This is a genomic window from Streptomyces sp. NPDC006339 (assembly GCF_040612775.1).
In the GTDB taxonomy this organism is placed as follows: domain Bacteria; phylum Actinomycetota; class Actinomycetes; order Streptomycetales; family Streptomycetaceae; genus Streptomyces.
In genome coordinates this window covers 13,461-30,464 of the sequence record NZ_JBEXQW010000017.1, presented here as the reverse complement: position 1 = coordinate 30,464, position 17,004 = coordinate 13,461, and the positions used below count along the sequence as shown (strand labels likewise).

The following is a 17,004-nucleotide window of genomic DNA, read 5'->3' as shown; positions in this document are numbered from 1 at the left end:
CGCGGCGCCCCCGCACGACCCGGAGGTCGTACGAGGGCGCCGATGCTCGATGGGGGACGGCTAGAAGCCCGGGGGCTCGGTGTAGACGCCCCACTCGTCGCGGAGCACACCGCAGATCTCGCCGAGCGTGGCCTCCGCCCGCACGGCGTCCAGCATCGGGCCGATCATGTTGGAGCCGTCCCGGGCCGCCGCCAGCATGGCGTCCAGGCAGGACTTCACCTTCGCCTCGTCGCGGCGGCCCTTGCGCTCGCCGAGCACCCGGACCTGCTCCCGCTCGACCTCGTGGCTGACCCGCAGGATCTCCAGGTCGCCGGTGACCGAGCCGTGGTGCACGTTGACGCCGACGACCCGCTTGTCACCCTTCTCCAGGGCCTGCTGGTAGCGGAAGGCCGACTCGGCGATCTCGCCGGTGAACCAGCCGTCCTCGATGCCGCGCAGGATGCCGGAGGTGATCGGACCGATCGGGTGCCGCCCGTCCGGGTGGGCGCGCAGGCCGCGCTCCTTGATCTGGTCGAAGATCTTCTCGGCGTCGGCCTCGATCCGGTCGGTGAGCTGCTCGACGTACCAGGAGCCGCCCAGCGGGTCGGCCACGTTGGCGACGCCGGTCTCCTCCATCAGCACCTGCTGGGTGCGCAGCGCGATCTCGGCGGCCTGCTCGCTGGGGAGCGCGAGGGTCTCGTCGAGGGCGTTGGTGTGCAGCGAGTTGGTGCCGCCGAGGACGGCGGCGAGCGCCTCGACCGCGGTCCGTACGACGTTGTTGTACGGCTGCTGGGCGGTGAGCGAGACACCGGCGGTCTGGGTGTGGAAGCGCAGCCACTGCGCCTTGTCCGTCCTCGCGCCGTAGACCTCCTTCATCCAGCGGGCCCAGATCCGGCGGGCGGCGCGGAACTTGGCGATCTCCTCGAAGAAGTCGACGTGGGCGTCGAAGAAGAAGGAGAGGCCGGGCGCGAAGACGTCCACGTCGAGGCCGCGGGACAGGCCGAGCTCCACGTAGCCGAAGCCGTCGGCGAGGGTGTACGCGAGCTCCTGCGCGGCCGTCGCACCGGCCTCGCGGATGTGGTAGCCGGAGACGGAGAGCGGCTTGTACGCGGGGATCTTCGCCGCGCAGTGCTCCATCAGGTCGCCGATGAGGCGCAGGTGCGGCTCGGGCTGGAAGAGCCACTCCTTCTGCGCGATGTACTCCTTGAAGATGTCGGTCTGGAGCGTGCCGTTGAGCACCGCCGGGTCGACGCCCTGGCGCTCGGCGGCGACCAGGTACATGCAGAAGACCGGGACGGCCGGGCCGGAGATCGTCATGGAGGTGGTGACGTCGCCGAGCGGGATGTCCTTGAAGAGGACCTCCATGTCGGCGGCGGAGTCGATGGCGACACCGCAGTGGCCGACCTCGCCGAGCGAGCGCGGGTCGTCGGAGTCGCGCCCCATGAGGGTCGGCATGTCGAAGGCGACCGAGAGCCCGCCGCCGCCGGCGGCCAGGATCATCTTGTAGCGCTCGTTGGTCTGCTCGGCGTTGCCGAAGCCGGCGAACTGCCGGATGGTCCAGGTCCGGCCGCGGTAGCCGGTCGGGTGCAGGCCGCGGGTGAAGGGGTACTCACCGGGCCAGCCGATCCGCTCGAACCCCTCGTACGTGTCCCCGGGCCGGGGCCCGTAGACCGGGTCGACCGGGTCCCCGGAGAGCGTGGTGAAGTCGGCGTCGCGCTTGCGGGCCTTGTCGTAACGGGCCTGCCAGCGACGGCGGCCTTCCTCGATGGCGTCAGCGTCCATGTCTTCGAATTTACTAGGACGTCCTAGTAAATGTCGATGGCAAACCCCCGCGGGCGAGCCGCGGGGGTGGGGGTCAGACCTTGGCCGGAGCCGGCTGCGCGCCGCTGACCAGCGGAAGCGTCTCGCGGGTGACCTTGCGCTCGACGAAGAAGGCGACGAAGGGAATCGTCCCGGACAGCAAGATCCACAGCAGCTTGCCGAACGGCCAGCGCGCCTTGGAGCCCAGATCGAACGCGAAAACGAGGTACACGATGTAGAGGACGCCGTGGGCCTGGGAGACCGCGAAGGTCAGGTCCTCGCCGGTGTGGAAGCCATACTTGGCGACCATGCATGCACAGAGAATGAGGAGCATGACCGCGGTCACGTACGCCATGACGCGGTAGCGGGTCAGCACGCTGGATTTCATGGCTACGAGCGTAACCGCCCGAAAAATCCCCGCGCTGGCGGGGAGCATGTGATGCTTCTCGTTCTCTGCACCTGAATGGTCGGACCAGCCCCGCACCGGCGGGGAAGGGGCGCCGCCCCGAGCTCAGCTATCCCTCGTCGAAGTCGCCCGCCGCGACCCGCAGCGGGCGCAGCATCGCGAAGATCTCCGCGCACTCCTCCGCGTCGTACGCGCCCAGGCCGAAGTCCATCGCCATCAGGTCGCGGGTGGCGGACTCGACCACCTCGCGGCCCTTCTCGGTGATCGACGCCAGGGTCCCGCGGCCGTCGTTGGGGTTGGGCCGCTTGTCGACCAGGCCGGACCTCACCAGGCGGTCGACCGTGTTGGTCACCGAGGTCGGGTGGACCATCAGCCGCTCGCCGATCTTGGACATGGGCAGCTCGCCGGCCTTGGAGAAGGTGAGCAGCACCAGCGCCTCGTAGCGGGCGAAGGTCAGCCCGTACGGCTTGACCACGGCGTCGACCTCGGCGAGGAGGATCTGGTGCGCGCGCATGATCGAGGTGATCGCGGCCATCGAGGGGACCGGACCCCAGCGCTTCTGCCAGAGTTCGTCGGCGCGGGCGATGGGGTCGAACGGGAGACTGAGCGGCTTCGGCACGCGTCGACCTTACCCACTGGTCATATGGCGGTCAGCCGCGTCTCGCCTTTCGGTCGCCCGGACTTCGGCGGCGAGGCCGAGGAGGCAGAGCAGGGCCAGGACGCCGGTCGCGGTGACCACGGTGTGGACGGGGGTCTGCGGCGAGTCCCGCGCCCGCCATGCCGACGCCGGGTCTGCTGGCCTCGCGCCGGTACGGGCACCAGGTGCTGTACGAGCGGACGCCGCTGGGGATCGCGCCGGCGGTGTCGCAGCCGCACACCGACTGACCGTTATGCCAGGATGACCCGGTCTGTCGCGTATGTCCGCGCGGCGGGCCCTGCCGTCCCGTAGCCGACCCTGGGGGCCGGATGTCCCGTCGTTCCCTTGCCACTGTCGTGCTCGCCACCGCGCTGCTGCTCACCGGATGCGGCGAGGAGGAGCCCGTCTCCCCCGTGGGGCCGCCCGCCTCGCGCGGCGAGGCGCCGCCGCCGACGCCCGCCTCGCCGTTCTGGGTCGACCCGGACAGCGACGCGGCCCGGCAGGTGAAGGAGTACGAGAAGCAGGGCCGTACGGAGGACGCCCGGATCATGCGGCGGATCGCGGACCGGCCGGCGGCCCAGTGGCCGGCCGGCGACGATCCCGTACCGGACGTCACGAAGGCGGTGCAGGGCGCCGCGCCCGAGGGGCGGACGGTGGTCCTCGTCGCGTACAACATCCCGCACCGCGACTGCGGGATGTACTCGGCCGGCGGGGCGCGCGACGCGCGGTCCTACCGCGACTGGGTGGACGCCTTCGCCTCCGCGATCGGGGACGCGCCCGCGATCGTCGTCCTGGAGCCGGACGCGGTGCCGCACATCGTGGACGGCTGCACCCCGGCCCAGTACCACGACGAGCGGCTGGGGCTGCTCGCCGAGGCGGTCGAGCGCTTCAAGCGGCAGCCGCGCACCCGGGTCTATCTGGACGCCGGCAACCCGGCCTGGATCGACGCCCCGGCCAAGCTGGTGGAGCCGCTGCGCCGGGCCGGCGTCGCGCGGGCGGACGGCTTCGCGCTCAACGTGTCCAACTTCCAGACGAACGACGTGGTGCGCGGCTTCGGCGCGGGGCTTTCGCGGCTGCTCGGCGGCACCCACTTCACGGTGGACACCAGCCGCAACGGCCTCGGCCCGCTGCCGGGCGACCGGGCGGACGCGTGGTGCAATCCGCCGGGCCGGGCGCTCGGCGTGCCGCCGACCGACCGGACCGGGGACGAGCTGGTCGACGCGTATCTGTGGATCAAGCGGCCCGGCGAGTCGGACGGCACCTGCCGGGGCGGCCCGGCCGCCGGGACCTGGTGGCCCGACTACGCGCTGGGCCTCGCCCGCCGCGCGAAAGCCTGACGCGCACCGCCGCGCGACGACCTGGCGCCCCGCCGGGCGGGGGCGTGACGCGCGCCGCGCCCCCGGCGTCGTCACTCCACCTGGATCCACTTCGCCTCGGACGGGACCCCGTCCCGGTCGGTCACGAACAGCATGTACCAGCCGGGCGGCACCAGGGTGCGGTCCGTGGGGGCCTGGACGGTGACGGTCGTCCCGTCCGGCGCCTTCGTCAGGCCGAGCTCCACCGAGCGCTGTTCGACGTCGGTGGTGTGGGTGACGGCGCTCGGCCGCATGAGGCGGGCCTTGGTGATCCGGGCGGCGTCCTTCGTCCTGAAGGTGGCGCGGCCGTTCTGGTCGAGTTCCCGCGGGCCGTCGCCGAGGGCCGGCCGGTCGGCACCGCCCCGGTGCAGGGCGGGCGGGGTGAAGACCTCGATGCGCTGTTCGAAGGTGCCGAGCTTGGTGTTGTCGACGTCGTCGAAGAGCGGGTCGGAGCCGAAGGTGGCGACCCGGCCGTCGGGCAGCAGCAGGGCCTCGGAGTGGTAGTTGCGGCCGATGGTGGGGTCGGCGGCCTCGGCGAAGGCGTTGGCCTTCGGGTCGTAGAACTGGGCCTTGAGGATGTCGCTGCCGCCGCGGCCCCGGTAGTCGCCGGAGCCGCCGCTGGTGAAGACGGTGTCGTCGGGCATGAGCACGCTGCTGAGGTAGCGGGTGCCCTGGGGGAGCGAGGGCCCGTCGGTGAAGACGGGGCTGTCCTTGGACAGGTCGATGATCGAGGTGCGGGCGGTGGAGGCGGGTGACTCGCCGACCCCGCCGCCGCCGAGGACCATCACCTTCTGCTGCTGGACGGGCGGCAGCATGAGGGAGGCGGAGGTCTCGAGCTGGTCGGGGTCGGTGAGGCCGCGGAGCTTGGTGAAGGAGTTCTTCTTCAGGTCCCACAGGCCCGGCTCGCGGCCCTTGTCGGCGGGCCCGTAGCCGGCGTTGGAGCCGGTGTAGAGGAGTTTGCCGCCCTTGGTGAGGAAGAGCGCGGGGTAGGTGGGGAAGTAGCGGAAGGGGCCCTTGGACCACTTCTTGGTGGCGGGGTCGTAGATCTCGTTGTCGCCGGGGACGACGTCGCCGACGTCGTTGAGTCCGGAGACGGCGAGCACCTTGCCGTCCTCCAGGGTGACGAGGGTGGGGTACCAGCGGGCGTCCTTCATGGGGGCGACGGGGATGTAGCGCTCGGCCTTGGGGTCGAACTCGTAGGCGGCCTTGATGCCCTGGAAGTCCTGCTTCTCGGTGGTGAGCTTCTGGGCGAGGCCGTAGACGTTGTCCGCGTCGTCGCCCTTGAGGCCGACGATCTCGTACTGCGCGGCCTCGGTGGTGAGGGCCTGGGGGCCCTCCTTCCTCGCCTCGACGAAGACCCGGACCTCGGCGGCGGTGACCTTGGTCTTCCAGGGCTTCATCTGGCCGCTCTTGAAGTACGAGATCTCGAACTCGCGCTTGGCCTTGGGGACGGTGACGTCGGACGTGGAGACGTACTCGACGCCGGACGGGGAGCGGAAGACGGTCCCCTTCTTGAGGGTGACGGCCTTGTCGGGGCTCTCGTTCTTGACCCGCATGCCGCCGCCGGCCCGCTTGACCTCGCCGTCGAGGACCTCGTAGCGGGCGGTGCCGCCGGCGACGAGCAGGCGGCCGTCGGCGAGCTGGGTGTGGCCGGAGCAGAAGAAGTCCTCGGGGGTGGGGATGGACTTGAAGGTGTTCTTCGCCGGGTCCCAGAGGATGGTCTCGAAGGTGCCGGCGTCGAACTTCTTCTGGTCGTTGCCGGAGCCGGCGATGAGCAGCACCTTGCCGGTGTGGAGCAGGGCCGCGTGGATGGCGTTGACGCGGTACTGCTCGGGGACGTCGATCACGGCCCAGGAGCCGTACTTCTTCTTGTAGCCGGGCTGGGCGATCTTGTAGGCGTGGTACTTCTCGGTGGCGAAGGAGACGGCCGCGGGGGCGTTGAGGGCCGCGAGGACGATGACGGCACCACTGCCGAACAGGGTCTTCTTGAACTGCTTGGACGGCCGGTAGGCCATGGCTCAGTTCCCTCCGGTCGTCGTGGGCGCGGGTGCCGGGCCGGGCGACGGCGCGCCGGTGGTCGTCGCGGGGGTGGTGACGAGGGTGACGCCCTGGGCGGCGTCGGTCCGGCCGCGGGCCCGGGCCCGTGCCCTGGCCTGTGCGCGGACCCGGACGCGGAGGGCCAGGCGCCGCTTGTCGCGCAGGCCGGTGAAGGCCCATATGCCGACGGGGGCGAGGGCGATGACGAGGGCGAGGACCGCCCAGGTGCGCATGGCGGCGTGGGTGTGGCCGAGGGGGACGGAGGCGATGAGCGAGGCGAGGAGGACGGCGGCCCAGGAGAGGTGGATGCGGAAGGTGAGGAGGCGGTCGGGGCTGGCCGCGCCGCCCTTGGGGGTGACGACGAACCGGCCGCTGGTGCGCAGGATCGCGGAGCCGAGGGACTTGAGGTAGATCGGCGCGGAGAGCGCGGACATCGCCATGCCGGCGAGACCGCCGGAGCCCTCGGGTTCGTGGGGCGAGACGTTGTGGCGCCGGTTCCACAGGTAGAGGCCGATTTGGAGGGCGACGGCGTCGCTGTAGATCATCAGCCAGACCGAGGAGGAGACCTGGGTGCCGGAGGCGCCGAGCCACAGGAACAGGACGCAGGAGAGCACGCCGAGGAACCAGTTGACGGCCGTCATCGGGTAGTAGACGAGCATCAGCGTGTAGTTGAGGAGGCGGCCCGGCGGAGTGCGGAAGGGCGCCTTCCAGTACTGCTTGAGCAGCGTCTCGTAGGTGCCGCGTGACCAGCGCAGTTGCTGGGTGAAGAAGTCGGTCCAGGAGGCCGGCCCCTCCCCCACGGCGAGCACGTCGGGGGTGTAGACGGAGCGCCAGTGGCGGCCGGTCCTCGGATTCCTGGTCCGGTGCAGCTCGAAGCCGGTGGCCATGTCCTCGGTGACGGAGTCGTAGAGGCCGCCGATCTGCTTCAGGGCGGTGATCCGCACGACGTTGTTGGTGCCGACGAACATGGGGGCGCGGTAGCGGTTGCCGGCCCGCTGGATGAGGGCGTGGAAGAGGAACTGCTGGGACTCGGCGGCCTTGGTGACGGCGGAGGTGTAGTTGCCGTAGACCTGCGGTCCGACGACGAAGGCGACGTCCGGGTCGCGGAAGTAGCCGAGCATCCGCTCCAGGAAGCCCGGCAGCGGCACGTGGTCGGTGTCGACGGAGGCGAAGAAGTCGTAGCCGTCGCCGTGCATGGCGAGCCAGGCGTTGTAGTTGCCGTGCTTGGTGCGGGCCTTGTGGACGCCCTTGGCGCGGTTCCAGGCGGGGACGCCGGCGCGGGTGAAGTGGCGGACGCCCAGCTCCGCGCACAGGGCCTTCGCGGCGGCGTCGTCGCCCTCGTCGAGCAGCCAGACGTCGAGGGGGCCGTCGTGCCGGAGCCGTACGGCGCCTTCGAGGGTGGCCCGGACCATGGAGAGCGGTTCCTTGCCGGGCACGTAGGTGGTGAGGAAGGCGACCCGGGTGCCGGGCTCGGGGCGGACGGGCACGGGGTCGCGGGCCATGAGGGTGGCGTGGGCGATCGAGGTGACGTTCACCAGCATGAAGAAGCAGATGAGCCCGATCGAGACCAGCATCACGGTGTCGAAGCGGACCAGCCACTGTGCCCCGCCCTCGCGGACGGTCCAATGGCTCGGCCAGACCAGGTAGACGAGGAGCAGCGCGGAGAGGACGGGCGCGAGCCCCATGAGGAGGACGGCGCGTATTCGGTGCGGCTCCTTCGAGAGCAGGCTCCGGTACCGCACCGTGTAGGAGCCGTCCCCCGGCTCCGGTTCCGTGAGGGGACCGGCGAGTCGGCTGTAGGTGTCGTAGTCGTAGCCTCCCGGCCGCACGGTGCCTCCAGCAGTCGTCGAACAGGTCGATAGCCCCACAAAAGGGGACTTTCAACGACGTGTCGACTGGAGGCGTCCGAGTGAGGGTTTTTACGAAGAACCACTCTTCCGGCGCAACGCGTACCGCACCGCCTTCTGGGTGACGGGCCCGAGCTCGTCGAGCGCGGCCATCAGTCCGCCGAGGTGTTCGAGCGTGTCGAGGGCGGCGTCGGCACCCGCCGGGTCCACCCCCTCGTACAGCTCCATCCCCACGAAGGAGGCGGCGAGGGCCCGCGCGAGCCCCGCCGGGTCGACGAGCCCGTCGAGCGGGCCGCCGGCGAGCACCCGCCGCAGCACCCCCTCCAGCTCCTCGACCCACAGGTCGAGCCCGGCGGCCGTGGCCGGGGCGAGCCGCGGATGGGTCTGCGCACCGGCGAGCAACTGGCCGAGCACGGCGACATGGCCCGCCGCGCGCTCCTCGGCGTGCATCTCGCGCCCGAAGGCGAGGAGTTCGGAGAGGCTGCCGACCGCGCGCAGCCGCTCGCGGTGCCGGGCCACCCGCTGCTCGGCGCCGTGCCGGCAGGCGGCCGCGAGCAGCTCGTCGACCGAGCCGAAGTGGTAGAAGATCAGCGCCTGGTTGACGCCCGCGGCGGCGGCCACGGAGCGGGCCGAGGTCTTGGCGATGCCCTGCTCGACGAGGCTGCGCAGCGCGCCCTCCAGGAGCCGGGTCCGGGTGTCCTCCGCGCTCACGCCCGCGCCTCCTCGCGGACGGGACGCAGCCCGTGCCGCACGCCGCGTTCGCGGACCGGCGCGTACGAGGCGGTGAAGGACCCCTCGTAGCCGAACAGCGGCCCCAGGAGACGGTTGACGACCCGCACCCGGATGCGGAAGCGGCCGGTGCGCTCGTCGAAGGACTCCCGCACCTCCGCGTCCCCGCCGAGGAGTTCGGGCACCCGCACGTCCACCGGCCCTTCGCGGAAGCGGTGTTCGCCGGAGCGGATGAGCAGCGAGCCGTCCGCCTCGGCGGTCATGCGCAGTTCGCTGGCGAGGTGTTGGTGGGTGCCGAGGTAGTCGAGCACACAGCCGCGCGCGGGGCTGTGCACCATCGTGGCGTCGAAGCGGCGCGGCCCGCCGGGCAGCGCGAAGGTCCGTACGAAGGTGACGGTCTCCCGCCCGTACGAGTCGAGGTACGGGGTGTTCTCGATGACGAAGGGCACGTCGTGGCCGGTGCGCGGCAGCAGGATGTTGCGCGTGCCGCCGAGCGCGAGGAACGGTCTGAGGAGCGGACGGGTGAGGCCCCTGCCGTGCCAGATCCGGTCCATGACGCCCCGTCCGACGCACAGCTCCCCGCTCGCGAGTCCGACCGAGAAGCGCCGCCGCAGCTCCGGGTGCAGCCGCTCGAAGGCGGCGTCGCCCATGGCGGTGCGGAAGATCGAGGTCATGGCCTCTCCAGGGTGGCGAGGAGCCGCGGCGCGCGGCTCCGCTCGGGCGGGGTGCGCAGACAGCGGCGGGCGGCGGGCGTCCGCGGCGACGGCGGTACGAGGAGGGCGACGGCGCAGGCGGCGGCCAGGGCGACGGGGTGCGGCGCGCAGAGGGCCACGAGCAGGGCCCGGGCGGCCAGTTCGAGGAGCCAGTGGGCGCGGGCGCGCTCCGGGGTGAGGCCGTGCTCGCACCACAGGCGCAGCCGGTCGAAGGACCAGGCGGTCGCCCATCCCATCAGCGGCCGGAAGGCCAGGCGGTCGGCGAAGCGGCCGAAGCGGCCCCAGCGCGGACGGTAGTCGTAGCCGGTGAGAAAGCGGATCCCGTCCTCCGCAGGGACGTACCGCCAGTAGCCGCTGCCCTCGGCGAGCGGCGACAGCGGATGCGGCGAGGCGAACCGCAGGGCGGACACCCGGTCGCCGCCGGCCCGGTGGCGCTCCCCCGCGGAGACACCGGTGCCGGCGACGGCCGGAAAGGGCGGCACGCGCACGGCGTACCGGAACCGTCGGGGTCCGCCCTCGACGCCCGGCTCCGCCGGCAGGTACGCGATCTCGGTGAACCGCAGATCCCACCGCTGGTGCTCCGCCGGATCCTGGGTCCGCTCCCAGAGCGTGTCCAGGTCGACGCGGACGCGCGTCTCGACGTAGAGGCCCATGACTGTGCCCTTCCCCCGTTTTGAGCGACCGCTCAACACGGGGCTCGTCGAGGACAGTAGCGAGTTTTGAGCAGATGCTCAAGATCGAACGCGGGTTCGTCCGGCCGTGCCAGACTCTGCGGCATGGCGAACGAGCACACGCGGGCCACGCTGAGCGTCGGCCACCGCGACGCGGCCCTCGACGAACGGCTGTCCCGGGGACTCGACGAGATCAACTTCCCCGCCACGGGCACGACCGCGGCCGACCAGGGCGCGCTGACGGTGAAGGCCGTCGACGAGGCCGGCGAGATCGTGGGGGGCCTGTCCGCCTGGACGTGGGGAGGGCTGCTCGGCATCGAGATGCTGTGGGTCCGCGAGGACAGCCGCGGCGACGGCTGGGGCGGCGAGCTCCTCCTCGCCGCGGAGGAGGAGGCCCGCCGCCGGGGCTGCGACCGCGCCTGCGTCTCGTCGTTCACGTTCCAGGCCCCGGCCTTCTACCAGCGGCACGGCTACGTGGAGACGGGCAGGACCCTGGGCATCCCCGGCGGGGCCGAGGACGTCCACATGTACAAGAAGCTGGCCTGAGGCGGCTCTCAGGAGCCGAGGTGGCGCTCCACGGTCTCGACCTTCGAGGTCAGACCGTCGGTGACACCGGGGCGGATGTCCGCCTTCAGGACGAGGGAGACGCGCGGGGCGCGTGCCTCCACGGCGGCGACGGCGCGCTTGACGACGTCCATGACCTCGTCCCACTCGCCCTCGATCGACGTGAACATCGCGTCGGTGCGGTTCGGCAGGCCCGACTCGCGCACGACCCGTACGGCGTCGGCGACGTACTCGCCGACCTCCTCGCCCACGCCCAGCGGGGTCACGGAGAAGGCGACGATCATGCGTTCACCGTGCCCTCGCGGCGGGCGCGGGAGGCGATGACGGCGGCCTCGGCCTCGGCCTTCAGCTTGCGCTCCGCGAAGAAGCCGCCGAAGGGCAGGACGGAGAGGACGAAGTAGAGGGCGGCCGTCTTGAAGGACCACTTGGTGCGGTTCCAGGCGTCCAGCCAGAACAGCACGTAGAGGATGAAGAGGATGCCGTGGATCGCGCCCATCACCGGCACCGCGTTGAAGTCCGTGGTCCGCTTCAGCACGGAGCAGACGAGCAGGAGCAGGAACGACACCGCTTCGGGCGCGGAGACGAGCCGGAGCCGGTGCAGAGAGGAAGCGGTCTTGATGTCCACGACAGGGGTCACCTTCGTTCGATCTTGTGAACGGATGCACAAGGGCCGTCCTATTGTGCACGGCGACTTTGCAGTCCCTTTAACCGGGGGGCAAGTACCGTCCCTACGTGGCAACGTTCCGACTCCAGGGCAGCAAAGTGCTCGCCGTGACCATGACCGGCGACGCCGTCAAGGCGAAAAACGGCTCGATGGTCGCCTACGACGGCCAGATGGCCTTCAAGAAGATGTCCGGCGGCGGTGAGGGCCTGCGCGGCATGGTGACCCGCCGGCTCACCGGTGAGCAGATGGAGGTGATGGAGGTCCGCGGCCAGGGCACCTGCTGGTTCGCCGACCGCGCCTCCGAGATCAATCTGGTGCGGTTGCACGGCGACAAGCTGTTCGTCGAGGCGAGCAATCTGCTCTGCACCGACGCCGGACTGCGCACGGGCACGACCTTCACCGGTCTGCGCGGCGGCGCCACCGGCAACGGCCTGTTCACGACGACCGTCGAGGGCACCGGCCAGGCCGCGATCATGTCCGACGGCCCGGCGGTGGTGCTGCGGGTGACCCCGCAGTACCCGCTGTCCGTCGACCCCGGCGCGTACATCGCCCACCAGGGCAACCTCCAGCAGAGCTTCCAGTCCGGTGTGACCTTCCGCACGTTCATGGGCGAGGGCGGCGGCGAGGCGTTCCAGATCCGCTTCGAGGGCGACGGGCTGGTCTACGTGCAGCCGAGCGAGCGGAACACGATCGGTGGGGATGTCTGATGCCGTTCCGTGAGATCAACTCCAAGATGGTCGAGGCCACGGTCGTGCCGGGGCAGCGCATGTTCAGCCAGCGCGGCGCGATGCTGGCCTACCGCGGCGACGTCACTTTCACGCCGAACATCGCCGGCGGCCAGGGCGGCCTGATGTCGATGATCGGGCGCCGGGTGGCCGGCGAGGCGACCCCGCTGATGACCGTCGAGGGCAACGGCACGGTGATGTTCGGGCACGGCGGGCACCACATCGAGGTCATCGCCCTGACCGGCGACACCCTGTACGTGGAGGCCGACCGGCTCCTCGCCTTCGACGGCACGCTGGAGCAGGGCACGATGTTCATGGGCGCGCAGGGCGGCGTGATGGGGATGGTGCGCGGTCAGGTGACGGGCCAGGGCCTGTTCACGACCACGCTGAAGGGGCACGGCTCGGTGGCGGTCATGGCCCACGGCGGGGTCATCCGGCTGCCGATCACGCCGGACCGTCCGGTCCATGTGGACCCCCAGGCGTACGTGGCCCACCACGGCGACGTGCGCAACAAGCTGTCGACCGCCCTCGGCTGGCGCGACATGGTGGGCCGCGGCTCGGGCGAGGCGTTCCAACTGGAGCTGAGCGGAAGCGGTGCGGTGTACGTCCAGGCCTCGGAGGAGAAGCTGTGAGCGCCCCGGTGATGCATGACCCGATGACGCTGCCGTCGGACGACAACGTCAATCCGTACACCTTCTGCGTGGAGCTCAAGGGCTCCCAGTGGTTCCTGCAGAAGGGCAAGATGATCGCCTACTACGGGCGGATCGAGTTCAACGGGATCGGGCACGGCCGGCTCGACCGGCTGGTGCGGACCTCCTTCCATTCGCCGCTGCACGCGAGCGACTGGGTGGTGGCGGAGGGCAGCGGCAAGATGCTGCTGGCGGACCGGGCCTTCGACGTGAACTCCTTCGACCTGGACGAGGGCAACCTGACGATCCGGTCGGGCAATCTGCTGGCGTACCAGCCCTCGCTGGCGCTGAAGCAGTCGATCGTGCCGGGCTTCGTGACGCTGATCGGCACCGGCAAGTTCGTCGCCGCGTCCAACGGCCCGGTGGTCTTCATGGAGCCGCCGCTGCGGGTGGATCCGCAGGCGCTGGTCGGCTGGGCGGACTGCCCCTCCCCCTGCCACCACTACGACCACGGCTACATGACGGGCGTGATGGGCGGCGTACGGGCGCTGACGGGCATCGGGGGCACCTCGGGCGAGGAGCACCAGTTCGAGTTCGTGGGGGCGGGCACGGTGCTGCTCCAGTCGACGGAGCTGCTGATGCCGGAGCGGGCGATCGGGGCACCGGGTGCGCAGCCGGGCGTGCCGGGCGGTCACGGGGGTGCGGGAGCGCATGGATCCGGCCAGGGCGGGGCGGGTTCCGTACCGCGTCTTCCCGGTCAGCTCGGGGACCTGCAGCGTCGCTTCGGCCTGTGAGCGGTAGTCTGCGGAGAGTGACGCGTCGAACACACTCCCAGCATTCGTCAAGTATTCAACTTCTTAGGTAGAATCCATATATGGAGACCGAGACGGCCATCCCCTGGCTCACCGATGCCGAACAGTGCGCCTGGCGCACTTATCTGGACGTCAACAGGATGCTGATGTACCAGCTTGAGAAGGACCTCCAGCCCTTCGGCCTGACGATCAACGACTACGAGATCCTGGTGAACCTCTCGGAGTCGGCGGAGCGGCGTCTGCGGATGAGCGACCTGGCGTCGGCCACCCTCCAGTCCAAGAGCCGGCTCTCCCACCAGATCACCAGGATGGAGAACGCCGGCCTGGTCCGGCGCGAGAACTGCGAGTCCGACCGGCGCGGGCTGTACGCGGTGCTCACCGACCAGGGCATGGAGACCATGCACAAGGTCGCCCCGCACCACGTCGAGTCGGTCCGCAAGCACTTCATCGACCAGCTCAGCCCGGAGGCCCTGGACGCCCTCCACGACTCGCTGAAGCCCATCTCCGAGCAGTTGCGCGGCCGGCGCGGCAAGCCCTGACCCGGCTGACCTGACACATTCGGCGCCGATCGCGAGCAGGGCCTTCCCGGACGACCGGGAAGGCCCTGCTGCTTGTTCTGGCCGGCTCAGTTCGCCTGCGCCGCTCGAGCCGCTCAGTTGCCCGTGAGGCTCGCGACCAGCTCGTCGGAGGCCGCGTACGGGTCGAGCTCGCCGGCCGTGATGCGCTCGGCGAGGGCGTCGAGACGGCGGTCGCCGTGCAGGTCGCCGATCCGCTCGCGCAGGGCCGTGATCGTGATCGTCTCGACCTCGCGGGCCGCGCGGGAGCGGCGGCGCTCGGCGAGGACGCCGTGCTCCTCCATCCACGCGCGGTGCTTCTCCAGGGCCTCCACGACCTCGTCCACGCCCTCGCCGCGCGCCGCGACCGTCTTCACGATCGGCGGCCGCCAGTCGCCCGGGGCGCGCGCCTCGCCGAGGCCCAGCATGTGGTTGAGCTCGCGGGCGGTGGCGTCGGCCCCGTCCCGGTCGGCCTTGTTGACCACGTACACGTCGCCGATCTCCAGGATGCCCGCCTTCGCGGCCTGGATGCCGTCGCCCATGCCCGGCGCGAGCAGCACCACCGAGGTGTCGGCCTGCGAGGCGATCTCCACCTCGGACTGCCCGACGCCGACGGTCTCCACGAGGATCACCTCGCAGCCGGCCGCGTCCAGGACGCGGATGGCCTGCGGGGCGGCCCAGGCGAGGCCGCCGAGGTGGCCGCGGGTGGCCATGGAGCGGATGTAGACGCCCGGGTCGGAGGCGTGCTCCGACATCCGCACCCGGTCACCGAGGAGCGCGCCGCCGCTGAACGGCGAGGACGGGTCGACGGCGAGCACGCCGACCCGCTTGCCCGCCCTGCGGTACGCGGAGACCAGCGCCGACGTCGACGTGGACTTGCCCACGCCGGGCGAGCCGGTCAGGCCCACCACGTAGGCGCCGCCGGTGAGCGGGGCGAGCGCCGCCATCACCTCGCGAAGCTGCGGGGACGCCCCCTCCACGAGCGAGATCAACCGGGCCACGGCGCGCGGCCGGCCCTCCCGTGCCTGGGCGACCAGAGCGGGGACGTCCACCATCAGTCGAGCTCCTTGCGCTTGCGTAGGTGACTTACTTACCCGGGACGCGGAGGATCAGCGCGTCGCCCTGACCGCCGCCGCCGCACAGGGCCGCCGCGCCGATGCCGCCGCCGCGCCGCTTGAGCTCCAGGGCGAGGTGCAGCACCACACGGGCGCCGGACATGCCGATGGGGTGGCCGAGCGCGATGGCGCCGCCGTTGACGTTCACCTTTTCGGGGGTCACGCCGAGGTCCTTCATCGACTGGTGGGCGACCGCGGCGAATGCCTCGTTGATCTCGATCAGGTCGAGGTCCTCGACCTCCAGGCCCTCCTTCTTCAGGGCGTGGCGGATCGCGTTGGAGGGCTGCGACTGGAGGGAGTTGTCCGGGCCGGCGACGTTGCCGTGGGCGCCGATCTCGGCGATCCACTCCAGGCCGAGCTCCTGGGCCTTGGCCTTGCTCATCACGACCACGGCGGCGGCGCCGTCGGAGATCTGCGAGGAGGTGCCGGCGGTGATGGTGCCGTCCTTGGCGAAGGCCGGGCGGAGCTTGCCGAGGGACTCGACGGTGGTCTCGCCGCGGATGCCCTCGTCCTGGGAGAAGACGACCGGTTCGCCCTTGCGCTGCGGGATCTCGACCGGGGTGATCTCGGCCTCGAAGATGCCGTTCTTCTGGGCGGCGGCGGCGCGCTGGTGCGAGAGGGCGGCGATCTCGTCCTGCACCTCGCGCGGGATGCCCAGGCGGGTGTTGTGCTTCTCCGTGGACTCGCCCATGGCGATGCCCTCGAAGGAGTCGGTGAGGCCGTCGTACGCCATGGCGTCGAGCATCTCGATGGCGCCGTACTTGTAGCCCTCGCGGGACTTCGGCAGCAGGTGCGGGGCGTTGGTCATGGACTCCTGGCCGCCGGCGACGATCACGTCGAACTCGCCCGCGCGGATCAACTGGTCGGCGAGCGCGATGGCGTCCAGACCCGAGAGGCACACCTTGTTGACGGTGAGGGCGGGGACGTTCATCGGGATGCCGGCCTTGACGGCGGCCTGACGGGCGGGGATCTGCCCGGCGCCCGCCTGGAGCACCTGGCCCATGATCACGTACTGCACCTGGTCGCCGCCGATGCCGGCGCGGTCCAGGGCGGCCTTGATGGCGAATCCGCCGAGGTCGGCGCCGGAGAAGGACTTGAGCGAGCCCAGCAGGCGACCCATGGGCGTGCGGGCGCCCGCGACGATCACTGAGGTGGTACCGGTCGTTCCAGACATGAGGCACGGCCCCTTGGGATGAGGAGTGAACGAGGGTTTACCTTCAATGTACTGAGCGGTGCGTCACCGGGTCACCGGCCTGCCGGTGTGATCGCGCGCACGTTGCGTAACCATGTTTCCGGCGCTGCACTGGAGGCATGCTGACGCGAATCGACCACATCGGGATCGCCTGCCGGAACCTCGACGAGACCGTCGAGTTCTACCGGGCCACGTACGGCTTCGAGGTCTTCCACGAGGAGGTCAACGAGGAGCAGGGCGTGCGCGAGGCCATGCTCAAGATCAACGAGACCTCCGACGGCGGAGCCTCGTACCTCCAGCTCCTGGAGCCCACCCGGGAGGACTCGGCGGTGGGCAAGTGGCTCGCCAAGAACGGCGAGGGCGTGCACCACATCGCCTTCGGGACGGCGGACGTCGACGGTGATGCCGAGGCCATCCGTTCCAAGGGCGTCCGGGTGCTCTACGACGAGCCGCGGATCGGCTCCATGGGCTCCCGGATCACCTTCCTCCACCCCAAGGACTGCCACGGCGTGCTGACGGAACTGGTCACCTCGGCGAAGCCGTCGGCTGACCACTCCTCAGCGGAGCACTGACCT

At 70.9% G+C, this 17,004-nt stretch carries 19 protein-coding genes; 7 read left to right on the top strand and 12 right to left on the bottom strand.

The genetic code is table 11. The features are described 5' to 3' along the window. Window positions 1-60: 60 nt before the first annotated feature. The 3 genes from ABZ135_RS15935 to ABZ135_RS15925 form a co-directional block, all read right to left on the bottom strand. Window positions 61-1,761: a methylmalonyl-CoA mutase family protein gene (locus ABZ135_RS15935; RefSeq protein WP_356695998.1), complete on the bottom strand. Its 1,701-nt coding sequence runs from the start codon at window positions 1,759-1,761 to the stop codon at window positions 61-63. A 73-nt stretch (window positions 1,762-1,834) separates the two neighbouring features. Next, a complete protein-coding gene (locus tag ABZ135_RS15930; protein ID WP_356695996.1) occupies window positions 1,835-2,167 on the bottom strand; it encodes a DUF3817 domain-containing protein in 333 nt (110 codons plus the stop codon). 127 nt (window positions 2,168-2,294) lie between these two features. Further along, entirely contained in the window at window positions 2,295-2,804 is a 510-nt protein-coding gene (locus ABZ135_RS15925) for a MarR family transcriptional regulator (protein WP_356695994.1), read from the bottom strand. Between the two features lie 347 nt (window positions 2,805-3,151). Between ABZ135_RS15925 and ABZ135_RS15920 the strand changes: the two genes are divergently transcribed. Next, window positions 3,152-4,159: a glycoside hydrolase family 6 protein gene (locus tag ABZ135_RS15920; protein ID WP_356695992.1), complete on the top strand. Its 1,008-nt coding sequence runs from the start codon at window positions 3,152-3,154 to the stop codon at window positions 4,157-4,159. A gap of 71 nt (window positions 4,160-4,230) precedes the next feature. Here the strand turns inward: ABZ135_RS15920 and ABZ135_RS15915 are convergent, their stop codons facing one another. The 5 genes from ABZ135_RS15915 to ABZ135_RS15895 all read right to left on the bottom strand — a co-directional run bounded on the left by ABZ135_RS15915 (window position 4,231) and on the right by ABZ135_RS15895 (window position 10,156). Beyond that, window positions 4,231-6,192 (bottom strand): kelch motif-containing protein, encoded by a 1,962-nt coding sequence (locus tag ABZ135_RS15915; RefSeq protein ID WP_356695990.1) that lies wholly within the window; start codon window positions 6,190-6,192, stop codon window positions 4,231-4,233. 3 nt (window positions 6,193-6,195) lie between these two features. Next, window positions 6,196-8,043 carry a cellulose synthase catalytic subunit gene (locus tag ABZ135_RS15910; RefSeq protein ID WP_356695988.1) on the bottom strand — a complete coding sequence of 616 codons (1,848 nt, stop codon included), beginning with the start codon at window positions 8,041-8,043 and terminating at the stop codon, window positions 6,196-6,198. A 90-nt stretch (window positions 8,044-8,133) separates the two neighbouring features. Continuing rightward, window positions 8,134-8,772 (bottom strand): TetR/AcrR family transcriptional regulator, encoded by a 639-nt coding sequence (locus ABZ135_RS15905; protein ID WP_356695986.1) that lies wholly within the window; start codon window positions 8,770-8,772, stop codon window positions 8,134-8,136. After that, entirely contained in the window at window positions 8,769-9,464 is a 696-nt protein-coding gene (locus ABZ135_RS15900) for a DUF4166 domain-containing protein (protein ID WP_356695984.1), read from the bottom strand. Before ABZ135_RS15900 ends, ABZ135_RS15905 begins: the two co-directional genes overlap by 4 nt. Beyond that, a complete protein-coding gene (locus tag ABZ135_RS15895; protein ID WP_356695982.1) occupies window positions 9,461-10,156 on the bottom strand; it encodes a hypothetical protein in 696 nt (231 codons plus the stop codon). Before ABZ135_RS15895 ends, ABZ135_RS15900 begins: the two co-directional genes overlap by 4 nt. Window positions 10,157-10,279: 123 nt before the next feature. Between ABZ135_RS15895 and ABZ135_RS15890 the strand changes: the two genes are divergently transcribed. Continuing rightward, a complete protein-coding gene (locus ABZ135_RS15890; protein WP_356695980.1) occupies window positions 10,280-10,720 on the top strand; it encodes a GNAT family N-acetyltransferase in 441 nt (146 codons plus the stop codon). Window positions 10,721-10,728: 8 nt separating this feature from the next. Here ABZ135_RS15890 and ABZ135_RS15885 read toward each other — a convergent pair whose 3' ends face one another. Both ABZ135_RS15885 and ABZ135_RS15880 read right to left on the bottom strand, forming a co-directional pair. After that, the gene (locus ABZ135_RS15885) at window positions 10,729-11,022 is read right to left on the bottom strand and encodes an MTH1187 family thiamine-binding protein (protein WP_356695978.1); all 294 of its coding nucleotides are present in this window, start codon (window positions 11,020-11,022) and stop codon (window positions 10,729-10,731) included. After that, window positions 11,019-11,363, bottom strand: a complete 345-nt coding sequence (locus ABZ135_RS15880; protein ID WP_352076235.1) for a DUF3817 domain-containing protein — start codon at window positions 11,361-11,363, stop codon at window positions 11,019-11,021. Before ABZ135_RS15880 ends, ABZ135_RS15885 begins: the two co-directional genes overlap by 4 nt. 107 nt (window positions 11,364-11,470) lie before the next feature. On the opposite strand from ABZ135_RS15880, the gene ABZ135_RS15875 reads away from it, so the two are divergent. The 4 genes from ABZ135_RS15875 to ABZ135_RS15860 all read left to right on the top strand — a co-directional run bounded on the left by ABZ135_RS15875 (window position 11,471) and on the right by ABZ135_RS15860 (window position 14,107). Next, a complete protein-coding gene (locus ABZ135_RS15875; RefSeq protein WP_356695976.1) occupies window positions 11,471-12,109 on the top strand; it encodes an AIM24 family protein in 639 nt (212 codons plus the stop codon). Next, window positions 12,109-12,759: an AIM24 family protein gene (locus ABZ135_RS15870; protein WP_356695974.1), complete on the top strand. Its 651-nt coding sequence runs from the start codon at window positions 12,109-12,111 to the stop codon at window positions 12,757-12,759. Before ABZ135_RS15875 ends, ABZ135_RS15870 begins: the two co-directional genes overlap by 1 nt. Beyond that, window positions 12,756-13,550 (top strand): AIM24 family protein, encoded by a 795-nt coding sequence (locus ABZ135_RS15865; RefSeq protein WP_356695972.1) that lies wholly within the window; start codon window positions 12,756-12,758, stop codon window positions 13,548-13,550. The genes ABZ135_RS15870 and ABZ135_RS15865 overlap by 4 nt, the downstream gene beginning before the upstream one ends. Window positions 13,551-13,630: 80 nt before the next feature. Then, window positions 13,631-14,107, top strand: coding sequence for a MarR family transcriptional regulator (locus tag ABZ135_RS15860; protein WP_356695970.1), 477 nt, complete (start codon window positions 13,631-13,633; stop codon window positions 14,105-14,107). Between the two features lie 113 nt (window positions 14,108-14,220). Here ABZ135_RS15860 and meaB read toward each other — a convergent pair whose 3' ends face one another. Together meaB and ABZ135_RS15850 are read right to left on the bottom strand one after the other, a co-directional pair. Then, a complete protein-coding gene (meaB, locus tag ABZ135_RS15855; protein WP_356695968.1) occupies window positions 14,221-15,177 on the bottom strand; it encodes a methylmalonyl Co-A mutase-associated GTPase MeaB in 957 nt (318 codons plus the stop codon). 31 nt (window positions 15,178-15,208) lie between these two features. Then, on the bottom strand, window positions 15,209-16,411 hold the full coding sequence (locus ABZ135_RS15850; RefSeq protein WP_356695966.1) for an acetyl-CoA C-acetyltransferase: 1,203 nt from the start codon (window positions 16,409-16,411) through the stop codon (window positions 15,209-15,211). Between the two features lie 137 nt (window positions 16,412-16,548). Here ABZ135_RS15850 and mce point away from each other — a divergent pair, with 137 nt between their 5' ends. Next, window positions 16,549-17,001 carry a methylmalonyl-CoA epimerase gene (mce, locus tag ABZ135_RS15845; protein ID WP_345485589.1) on the top strand — a complete coding sequence of 151 codons (453 nt, stop codon included), beginning with the start codon at window positions 16,549-16,551 and terminating at the stop codon, window positions 16,999-17,001. Window positions 17,002-17,004 lie beyond the last annotated feature (3 nt).

Excerpts from the sequence above, each read along its gene's own strand:
- ABZ135_RS15850 (WP_356695966.1), bottom strand. The coding sequence starts at position 16,411 with ATGTCTGGAACGACCGGTACCACCTCAGTGATCGTCGCGGGCGCCCGC.
- ABZ135_RS15895 (WP_356695982.1), bottom strand. The coding sequence starts at position 10,156 with ATGGGCCTCTACGTCGAGACGCGCGTCCGCGTCGACCTGGACACGCTC.
- mce (WP_345485589.1), top strand. The coding sequence starts at position 16,549 with ATGCTGACGCGAATCGACCACATCGGGATCGCCTGCCGGAACCTCGAC.
- ABZ135_RS15935 (WP_356695998.1), bottom strand. The coding sequence starts at position 1,761 with ATGGACGCTGACGCCATCGAGGAAGGCCGCCGTCGCTGGCAGGCCCGT.
- ABZ135_RS15930 (WP_356695996.1), bottom strand. The coding sequence starts at position 2,167 with ATGAAATCCAGCGTGCTGACCCGCTACCGCGTCATGGCGTACGTGACC.
- meaB (WP_356695968.1), bottom strand. The coding sequence starts at position 15,177 with ATGGTGGACGTCCCCGCTCTGGTCGCCCAGGCACGGGAGGGCCGGCCG.
- ABZ135_RS15860 (WP_356695970.1), top strand. The coding sequence starts at position 13,631 with ATGGAGACCGAGACGGCCATCCCCTGGCTCACCGATGCCGAACAGTGC.
- ABZ135_RS15890 (WP_356695980.1), top strand. The coding sequence starts at position 10,280 with ATGGCGAACGAGCACACGCGGGCCACGCTGAGCGTCGGCCACCGCGAC.
- ABZ135_RS15870 (WP_356695974.1), top strand. The coding sequence starts at position 12,109 with ATGCCGTTCCGTGAGATCAACTCCAAGATGGTCGAGGCCACGGTCGTG.
- ABZ135_RS15900 (WP_356695984.1), bottom strand. The coding sequence starts at position 9,464 with ATGACCTCGATCTTCCGCACCGCCATGGGCGACGCCGCCTTCGAGCGG.
- ABZ135_RS15915 (WP_356695990.1), bottom strand. The coding sequence starts at position 6,192 with ATGGCCTACCGGCCGTCCAAGCAGTTCAAGAAGACCCTGTTCGGCAGT.
- ABZ135_RS15885 (WP_356695978.1), bottom strand. The coding sequence starts at position 11,022 with ATGATCGTCGCCTTCTCCGTGACCCCGCTGGGCGTGGGCGAGGAGGTC.
- ABZ135_RS15920 (WP_356695992.1), top strand. The coding sequence starts at position 3,152 with ATGTCCCGTCGTTCCCTTGCCACTGTCGTGCTCGCCACCGCGCTGCTG.